The sequence below is a fragment of the Idiomarina sp. UBA4206 genome (genome assembly GCF_002383015.1).
GTDB lineage: Bacteria > Pseudomonadota > Gammaproteobacteria > Enterobacterales > Alteromonadaceae > Idiomarina > Idiomarina abyssalis.
Genome location: NZ_DFTS01000069.1, coordinates 4,037 through 5,449, shown reverse-complemented (window position 1 = coordinate 5,449; position 1,413 = coordinate 4,037). Strand labels below are relative to the sequence as shown.

Below are 1,413 nucleotides of genomic sequence, written 5' to 3'. Positions count from 1 at the left end.
CGATGGTATTGATCGCATTCGTTACACCACCTCTCATCCGGTCGAGTTTACCGATGACATCATCGAAGCCTATAAAACCATTCCTGAGCTGGTCAGTCATTTACATTTACCGGTTCAAAGTGGTTCAGACCGAATTTTAACCATGATGAAGCGTGGACACACCGCACTGGAATACAAATCAAAAATTCGTGCTTTAAAGAAAGCGCGACCAGACATTGCTATGTCATCGGACTTTATTATTGGTTTTCCGGGCGAAAGCAACGCAGACTTTGAAGCAACGATGGATCTTATCCAGACTATTGACTTCGATATGAGCTTCAGCTTTATTTACAGTGCACGCCCGGGAACACCAGCGGCTGACTTACCTGATGATATTAGTGAAGAAACCAAGAAAGAGCGCTTGCAGTTGTTACAGCAACGCCTGAATCAGCAATCTATGGCGCATGCACGCCGTATGCTGGAAACAGAGCAGCGTATTCTGGTGACCGGCCCATCGAAAAAGAACCCGATGGAACTTACCGGGCGTACCGAGAATAACAGGGTTGTAAACTTTGTCGGTCAACCCCATATGATTGGACAGTTCGTCGATGTACGCATCACCGAAGTGCTTCCTAATTCGTTACGGGGCGAGCTAATTCGTGAAGAAGCGGATATGGGGCTGCGTATTGATACAGCGCCGGAAACTATTTTACAACGAGGAAAGTCGAGCGAGCCTGATAATCTGGGCGTCGTTCAAATGCCTCGACAAGCCAGTTAAGTAAAGAGGAAACGATTGAGTCCACAAACACAGACACTTGATTTTGAGCTAGAGCCGACGGATTCACGTCGGCTTTCCGATCTCTGCGGCCCTTTAGATGAAAATCTGAAGCACATTGAGCGCCGCCTGGGTGTCGAGATCACGCATCGCGGCCATCAATTTCGATTAATCGGCAATGCCTCCAGCGTTTCTGCTGTGCACAAGCTTCTGCTTGATTTGTACATTGAAACCGCAACCGTAAAAGGAAAAGAAGGTCGCATTGAGCCCGAGCAAGTCCACCTTGCTATTCAACAAGCAAAAGTGCTTGAGCAAAACGATGAGCAAGGTGACCCTGCCGCAGAAAAAATGACTCACATTAAAACAAAGCGGGGTCTAATCAAGCCCCGTAACCATAACCAGGCCGGTTACGTTCGTGCCATTTTAGCGCATGACGTTAACTTTGGTATTGGTCCGGCCGGTACCGGTAAAACTTATCTGGCTGTGGCTTGCGCAGTGGATGCTTTGGAGCGTCAGGAAGTGCGCCGTATTCTTCTGACTCGCCCAGCGGTTGAAGCAGGCGAAAAGCTGGGGTTCTTACCCGGTGACTTAGCCCAAAAAGTAGATCCATACTTACGCCCTCTGTACGATGCGTTATTTGAAATGCTCGGCTTTGAAAA

At 48.3% G+C, this 1,413-nt stretch carries 2 protein-coding genes; both read left to right on the top strand.

Annotated features, from left to right (window positions below):
- Window positions 1-757 (top strand): TRAM domain-containing protein (locus B3180_RS13855; RefSeq protein ID WP_286845091.1); only part of this gene is annotated, 757 nt, incomplete at its 5' end.
- Window positions 758-772: 15 nt separating this feature from the next.
- A partial coding sequence (locus tag B3180_RS13850; RefSeq protein WP_286845090.1) for a PhoH family protein occupies window positions 773-1,413 on the top strand: 641 nt, incomplete at its 3' end.